Below are 7,018 nucleotides of genomic sequence, written 5' to 3'. Positions count from 1 at the left end.
ATGGTACTGCAGGGGGGACCCTGTGGGAGAGTAGGACGCCGCCGAACAATTATTGTGGGAATGCCCCGCACCTTCTGGTGCGGGGCATTTCTGCGTTCAGGGTCCGGATTAGGCTCAGTACATGCGCTACGAACTGATCATCTTCGATAATGACGGTGTCCTCGTCGACAGCGAGCCGCTCTCCAACACCATCCTGGCCGCCTATCTCACCGAACTCGGCCATCCCACCTCCTACGAGGACTCCCTTCGGGACTACATGGGAGCCGCTGTTCATCGCGTCCACGACCTGGTGAAGGAACGGACCGGTCGTCTTCTGCCCGCGGACTTCGACGACACCCTGCACGCTCGTGTCTTCGCCGCCTTCGAGCGGGAGTTGGAGCCCGTCGACGGTGTGACCGAGGTGCTGGAGAAGCTGGTCGGCGATGGGGTGTCGTACTGTGTCGCCTCCTCCGGGAGCCATGAGCGGATTCGCGTCGGGCACCGGAAGACCGGGCTGAGCCGGTGGTTCGAGGACAGCGTCATCTTCAGCGCGCAGGATGTCGGGCGGGGCAAGCCGGCGCCCGATCTCTTCCTGCACGCCGCCGAGCGCATGGGCGTGGCACCCGAGCGCTGTGCCGTCGTGGAGGACAGCCCCCTCGGGGTGCGGGCCGCCAGGGCCGCGGGTATGGATGTGTACGCGTTCACGGCGATGACGCCGGCCGACCAGCTCCCGGGCGCCACCGGTTACTTCAGCAGGATGGCCGAACTGCCGGGACTGCTTGCCTGATCCGCTCCCGGATCCGCCGTGGGATCCATCTACCCATGGGTAGAGGAGCGTCCTACGCTGTCCGGCCATGACAGACGCGCGCTTGCGGCACGGTCGGCTCTCTCTGGCGCTGAGCTTCTTCGTCCAGGGGGTGACCTTCGCCCTGCTCGTGACGCGTATCCCCGCCATCCAGGACCGGTACGGAATATCCGACGCGCTTCTCCCCGCCTTCCTCGCCGCCGTGCCGGTCCTCGCCGGCGTCGGCAGCGTCATCACCGAGAAGCTGGTCGCGCGAGTGCGGCCCGGGGTGGTGTTGCGCTGGGCGCAGCCCGTCGTCCTGCTGTCGCTCCTCGGTGCGGGGGCCGGTGGCGAGGTGTGGCAGCTCGGCATCGCCCTGGCGGCGTTCGGGCTGTCGGTCGGGGCGTTGGACGCGTCGATGAACATGCTCGGGGTGAGTCTTCAACGGGCGTACGGCCGGAGCATCATGCTCGGCTTCCACGCCGCGTACAGCCTCGGTGGGATCGCCGGGGCCTCGCTGGCCTGGGCGGGCGCGCACTGGGATCTGTCGCTGCTGGTGTCGTATCTCCCGGTGGTGGCCGTGCTGTTGCCGGCCGCGCTGATCGGCAGCCGTTGGTACGCGGACGCCGACGACGACCGTAGGGGCACAGAGCGATCCGCAGGCGCCGCGGGCGAGTCAGTCGCGGGCAAGTCAGTCGCGTTCAAGCTGCTCCTGCCGCTCTGCCTCGTCATGGCCTTCGCCTATATCGGCGACTCCACCGTGTCGAACTGGAGCGCCAAGTACCTCCAGGACGTCCTCGGCAGCTCGGAGGAGCTGGCGACTGTTCCGTACAACGCCTATATGGTCACCACACTGCTGGGGCGTGCGGTCGGGGATCTGGGCGTGCGGCGGTTCGGTCCCGTGGCCGTCGTGCGGTGCGGGTCGCTGCTCGCGGGGGCCGGGTTCGCGGTGGTGGCGTCGGCGTCCGGCGCCTGGATGGGGATCCTCGGGTTCACGATGCTCGGGCTCGGGCTGTGTGTGATCGTGCCGCAGACATTCGCGGCGGCCGGACGACTGTTTCCCGCCGCAAGTGACACGGCCGTGGCCCGGCTCAATATCTTCAACTACGTGGGCTTCCTGATCGGATCGCCGCTGGTGGGGGCGCTTGGGGACGTGTGGAGCTACCGGGGCGCGATGCTCGTACCTATGGTGATGGTTTTGGTGACGCTCGTGTACGCCCGCTCGTTCGGGACGGAGCAGGACCGATACGGTGGCGGGCATGAGCGGCCGCGCACGGTTGATGTGGGATGACGCAGTAACGGGATACGACTTCGGGCCCAGCCATCCGATGGATCCGGTACGGCTCGTGCTGACCATGGGGTTGGTGCGGGCGTACGGACTGGACCGGGCGGCGGACGTGGTGGCCGCGCCGGCCGCCGGGGATTCGACGCTGCGCCTCGTCCACCAGCAGGAGTATGTGGACGCGGTACGGCGGGCCTCGCTGGATCCGCGCGGTGCCGACGGGTCGTACGGCCTCGGCACGCCGGACGATCCGGCCTTCGCGGGGATGCACGAGACGTCGGCGCTGATCGCCGGGCAGTCGGTCGGTGCGGCCGAGGCGGTGTGGCGCGGGGAGACCGCGCACGCCGTGAACTTCGCCGGCGGGCTGCACCACGCCATGCCCGGGGCGGCGTCCGGGTTCTGTATCTACAACGACGCGGCCCTGGCGATCGCGCGGCTCCTGGAGCTGGGCGCGGAGCGGGTCGCGTACATCGATGTGGACGTGCATCACGGGGACGGTGTCCAGACGGCGTTCTGGGAGGACCCCCGGGTGCTGACGGTGTCGCTGCACGAGCACCCGCGGACGCTCTTCCCACAGACCGGCTGGGCTGAGGAGACCGGTGGCGGCGCGGGCGAGGGCAGCGCGGTGAATGTGGCGCTGCCGGCCGGGACGGGGGACGAGGGCTGGCTGCGGGCGTTCCACTCGGTGGTGCCCGAGCTGCTGGCGGACTTCCGGCCGCAGGTGCTGGTGACGCAGCACGGCGCGGATACGCATTTCGAGGATCCGCTGGCGCATCTCGCGGTGTCGCTCGACGCGCAGCGCGCGGTGCAGGCGTCCTGTCATGACCTGGTGCACGAGTATGTGGACGGCGGGCGGTGGGTCGCGCTGGGCGGCGGCGGGTACGCGGTCGTCGATGTGGTGCCGCGGTCCTGGACCCATCTGGTGGCGATCGCCGCGCACGCGCCGATCGATCCGCTGTCGGAGGTGCCGGAGTCCTGGCGGGACGAGGTGTACGCGCGGACGCGGCAGCTGGGTCCAGGGCGGATGACGGACGGGCGGACGCCGGCCTGGCAGCCGTGGGATGCCGGATACGATCCGGCGGACCGGCTGGACCAGGCGGTGCTGGCGACGCGCAAGGCGGTGTTCCCGCTGCGGGGGCTGCTGGCGTAGTGACCGCCGGGCCGTCAGCCGGCTCGCCGTCACGGTTCGCTGTTACGCCAACTGTGCGGTGAATCAGGGGTTCCAGCCCGCCGGAGTGCCGTAAGCGGCAGGATCGAGCGGGTGTTGAGCACCGGAGCGCTGCGGGCGCATCTGCTGGCGGCCAGACTGGCCGGACCCGTGGCCACCTCGCGCGAGGCGAGCCTGCGCAGCTACCGTCTCTTCGCCGCACGCGATCCGCGCGTGATGCTCGGACTCGATCCGGAATGGGCATGGAATGAGCAGGACTTGCTCAAGCTCATGGCCGACAAGTGTGGAGTTTCCGCCGATTCCGATCACGTGTCGGGTTCTGATGTCATCGATCCCGAGCGGACGCTGACCGCGCTGGACGCGTTCGCCGGCCGGCTGGGCGCCGTTGCGGAGCGGAGGGCTCCGGTGCTGCTCGGGACCGGGCATCCGCATCGGCTGCTCGGGTTCTACGCGGAGCTGGCAGACGCTTTGTCGGCGGCGGGATGTCTCGTCCTCACTCCCGCGCAGGGGCGATCTGTCGACATAACGACCCGGTTCGGGGTACGTACGTACAACCTTGACTACGTACGGGGAGTCGCGCTGATGCGGGATCCCGGCGTGCGATGCGCGGGGCGTGAGACCGGCGCGCACACCCATTCACCACTGCCGGTCCGGGTGGCTCTGGAGGGGGTGGCGGAGTCCGGGGGCCCGCTGCCCGAGCTCGTCGTGGGCGACCACGGATGGGTCTGCGGGGCAGGTCAGCTGGGCATTGAGGCCATCGGTCTCGCCGATACGGACGACCCCGCGCTGTTCGTCGGGGAGGCGGAGGGGCGGGTGTCCGTGGCCGTTCCCCTCGATGACGCCGTGCGGTCTGATTACTACCGGCCGCTTACGCGCTATGTACTCAATCAGGCGTGTCTGTCACAGTAGGCGGCCGAAGGCTGCTCCTCTTCCCCACTCGCATCACCCGCCCCTAGTCTGGTGAGTGAGCGCACAGCGACGAAGAGTTACCGGAGGGGAAGCCGGTGGCCGTCGCGTGCGGAAGGTACAGGTGGGTCATGGCTGCTGGCAGCGAGAGGCCTCTCAACGAGGTCAAGTTCCTTACCGTGGCGGAAGTCGCCTCAGTGATGCGAGTGTCGAAGATGACCGTGTACCGCTTGGTGCACAGCGGTCATCTGCCGGCGATCCGGGTGGGCAGGTCATTCCGGGTTCCGGAGCAAGCGGTTCACGAGTACCTCCGCGAGTCATTTGTGGGGGTCGAGTCTGCGTGATGCCGAGACCGGTACGGCTCGTTCCCCGTCGCGGCGAGCGTCGCGACGGGGTGCGTGGCGCCGGGAGAATCACCTCGGGTGTCCCTCGGATTACGCCCCTCACTCGGCGGCGGGTAGGCTAGGCCGACGTAGGTCGTGTGGGCCCAGACGCCCCGCACCGAGTGAAGAGAAGTGAGCGAGGGTAGTCGTGGGCTCTGTTATCAAGAAGCGGCGTAAGCGGATGGCCAAGAAGAAGCACCGCAAGCTGCTCAAGCGCACCCGCGTTCAGCGTCGTAACAAGAAGTAGCGGCAGCTGATCGTGCATTCGCGGCCCTTCCACCGACACGGTGGGAGGGCCGCGGTGCTTGCGGGTCAAAGAAATGGTGTGGCGCGCCGTACGGTCACCATGGCGCGATACCGACCCGATACGGTGGCGCCCACGGAGACTTTCAGGGGAAGGCGCTGATCTTGGGCAAGGTCGTGCTCGTGACAGGAGCGGCCCGTCAGCTCGGAGGCCGTTTCGTACGGCGCGTTCAGCGCGATTCCGATGTGGACCGGGTCATCGCCGTGGACGCGGTGGCGCCCGCGCATGAGTTGGGCGGGGCGGAATTCGTCCGCGCGGATATCCGGCAGCCGGTCATCGCGCGGATCCTGGCCGAGCACGGAGTCGACACCGTCGTCCATCTGGATGTGACGGGCACTCCGCTGGGCTCCGGCGGGCGTACCGCCGTCAAGGAGACCAACGTCATCGGGACGATGCAGCTGCTCGGCGCCTGCCAGAAATCGCCGACGGTGAAGCGGCTGGTGGTCAAGTCCAGTACGAGTGTGTACGGTTCCGCGCCCCGCGATCCGGCGGTCTTCACCGAGACCACGCCGCCCAAATCGCTGCCGAGCGGCGGCTTCGCCAAGGACGCGGTGGAGGTCGAGGGATACGTACGCGGCTTCGCGCGCCGCAGACCGGATGTGGCGGTCTGTGTGCTGCGCTTCGCGAATATCCTGGGGCCCGCGGCGGATTCCCCGCTCGCCGAATATCTCTCGCTGCCCGTGCTGCCGACGGTCTTCGGCTACGACCCGCGGCTCCAGTTCGTCCATGAGGACGATGTGGTCGACGTCCTGCTGATCGCCTCCGACGAGCCGCGGCGCGGGACGCTCAACAGCGGGACCTTCAATGTCGCCGGTGAGGGCGTGCTGCTGCTCTCGCAGTGCTCACGGCGGCTGGGGCGGCCCACGGTGCCCGTTCCGCTGCCCGCCGTGACCTGGGTCGGTACGGCGCTGCGTACGGTCGGGATGACGGACTTCGCGCCGGAACAGATCAGGCTGCTGACCCATGGCCGGGTGGTCAGCACGGCCCAGATGCGCGAGACACTGGGCTTTGTGCCCCGGTATACGACCGCGGAGGCCTTCGCGGACTTCGCGCGCGCCCAGGGCGCCGGGCTGCTGCCGCCCGAGGCGGTGGCCCGTACCGTCGACCGGCTCTCCACTCTCGTCAGCAAGGAGCGCATCTGACATGGCCGATGCCAAGGTCATCCCCTTCGGTGATGAACCGAGGCCGAGGCGTGGATCCGCCGGCGGCCGGCGGCAGCACGCCAAGGACGGTGCTCCGAAGCGCTCGCAGGGGCCGGGGGCGGGACCGGGTCCCGTGCGCAACCCGGCACCGCTGGCGCCCGTACCGGAACCGGAACCGGAACCGGCCCCCGCGGGCGGCTGGGAGCGGCGGCTCGCGGGCGGGCTGGCGTTTCTGCGCCGGCGGGTCACCGGCGAGTACGACATCGACGAGTTCGGGTACGACAAGGAACTCACCGACCAGGTCCTGATGTCGCTGATCCGGCCGATCTACGAGAACTACTTCCGGGTCGAGGTGAAGGGCATCGAGAACATCCCGTCGGACGGCGGGGCGCTCGTGGTGGCCAATCACTCGGGGACGCTGCCGCTGGACGGGCTGATGATGCAGGTCGCCGTCCGCGACAACCATCCGGCGGACCGGCATCTGCGGCTGCTGGCGGCCGATCTGGTCTTTATGCTGCCCGTGGTCAACGAGCTGGCGCGGAAGGCCGGGCACACCCTGGCGTGCGCGGAGGACGCCGAGACGCTGCTCCAGCGCGGCGAGGTCGTCGGGGTGATGCCGGAGGGCTTCAAGGGGCTCGGCAAGCCGTTCGGCGACCGGTACAAGCTTCAGCGGTTCGGCCGGGGCGGGTTCGTGTCGACGGCGCTGCGCGCGGGGGTGCCGATCGTGCCGTGCTCGATCGTGGGCGCCGAGGAGATCTATCCGATGATCGGCAACTCGCGGACGCTGGCGCGGCTGCTGGGCGTGCCGTACTTCCCGATCACGCCGACATTCCCGTGGCTGGGGCCGCTGGGGATGCTGCCGCTGCCGACGAAGTGGACGATCCAGTTCGGTGAGCCGATCCCGACGGACGGCTATCCGCCGGAGGCGGCGGAGGATCCGATGCTGATGTTCAATCTGACGGACCAGGTCCGCGAGCAGATCCAGCACACGCTCTACAAATTGCTGGTGCAGCGGCGGTCGGTGTTCTTCTGAGTCCCTGTGCGTGCCCGCATGCATGAGGGGCGGTGCT

8 protein-coding genes are annotated in these 7,018 nt (G+C 69.0%); all 8 read left to right on the top strand.

Annotated features, from left to right (window positions below):
- Positions 1-121: 121 nt before the first annotated feature.
- The 8 genes from IF11_RS0129230 to IF11_RS0129200 all read left to right on the top strand — a co-directional run bounded on the left by IF11_RS0129230 (position 122) and on the right by IF11_RS0129200 (position 6,981).
- Entirely contained in the window at positions 122-766 is a 645-nt protein-coding gene (locus tag IF11_RS0129230) for an HAD family hydrolase (RefSeq protein WP_030354765.1), read from the top strand.
- A gap of 67 nt (positions 767-833) precedes the next feature.
- Positions 834-2,054 carry an MFS transporter gene (locus tag IF11_RS0129225; protein ID WP_030354764.1) on the top strand — a complete coding sequence of 407 codons (1,221 nt, stop codon included), beginning with the start codon at positions 834-836 and terminating at the stop codon, positions 2,052-2,054.
- Complete coding sequence (locus tag IF11_RS0129220; protein WP_078490984.1) at positions 2,023-3,195, top strand: acetoin utilization protein AcuC; 1,173 nt, start codon at positions 2,023-2,025, stop codon at positions 3,193-3,195. Before IF11_RS0129225 ends, IF11_RS0129220 begins: the two co-directional genes overlap by 32 nt.
- A 111-nt stretch (positions 3,196-3,306) precedes the next feature.
- A complete protein-coding gene (locus IF11_RS0129215) occupies positions 3,307-4,122 on the top strand; it encodes a phosphatase (protein ID WP_030354762.1) in 816 nt (271 codons plus the stop codon).
- Positions 4,123-4,250: 128 nt separating this feature from the next.
- Positions 4,251-4,463 carry a helix-turn-helix domain-containing protein gene (locus IF11_RS0129210; RefSeq protein WP_014046653.1) on the top strand — a complete coding sequence of 71 codons (213 nt, stop codon included), beginning with the start codon at positions 4,251-4,253 and terminating at the stop codon, positions 4,461-4,463.
- A gap of 187 nt (positions 4,464-4,650) precedes the next feature.
- Positions 4,651-4,749, top strand: coding sequence for a 30S ribosomal protein bS22 (locus tag IF11_RS39520; RefSeq protein WP_003948845.1), 99 nt, complete (start codon positions 4,651-4,653; stop codon positions 4,747-4,749).
- Between the two features lie 161 nt (positions 4,750-4,910).
- Positions 4,911-5,948 (top strand): NAD-dependent epimerase/dehydratase family protein, encoded by a 1,038-nt coding sequence (locus IF11_RS0129205; protein ID WP_030354760.1) that lies wholly within the window; start codon positions 4,911-4,913, stop codon positions 5,946-5,948.
- Between the two features lies 1 nt (position 5,949).
- A complete protein-coding gene (locus tag IF11_RS0129200; protein WP_030354759.1) occupies positions 5,950-6,981 on the top strand; it encodes a lysophospholipid acyltransferase family protein in 1,032 nt (343 codons plus the stop codon).
- Positions 6,982-7,018 lie beyond the last annotated feature (37 nt).

Source organism: Streptomyces scopuliridis RB72 (genome assembly GCF_000718095.1).
Taxonomy (GTDB): Bacteria; Actinomycetota; Actinomycetes; order Streptomycetales; family Streptomycetaceae; genus Streptomyces; species Streptomyces scopuliridis.
This window is presented reverse-complemented; position numbering and strand designations above follow the sequence as displayed.

What these genes read in the sequence shown, in the direction of transcription:
- IF11_RS0129230 (WP_030354765.1), top strand. Translation starts at nt 122, where the DNA reads ATGCGCTACGAACTGATCATCTTCGATAATGACGGTGTCCTCGTCGAC.
- IF11_RS0129225 (WP_030354764.1), top strand. Translation starts at nt 834, where the DNA reads ATGACAGACGCGCGCTTGCGGCACGGTCGGCTCTCTCTGGCGCTGAGC.
- IF11_RS0129220 (WP_078490984.1), top strand. Translation starts at nt 2,023, where the DNA reads ATGAGCGGCCGCGCACGGTTGATGTGGGATGACGCAGTAACGGGATAC.
- IF11_RS0129210 (WP_014046653.1), top strand. Translation starts at nt 4,251, where the DNA reads ATGGCTGCTGGCAGCGAGAGGCCTCTCAACGAGGTCAAGTTCCTTACC.
- IF11_RS0129200 (WP_030354759.1), top strand. Translation starts at nt 5,950, where the DNA reads ATGGCCGATGCCAAGGTCATCCCCTTCGGTGATGAACCGAGGCCGAGG.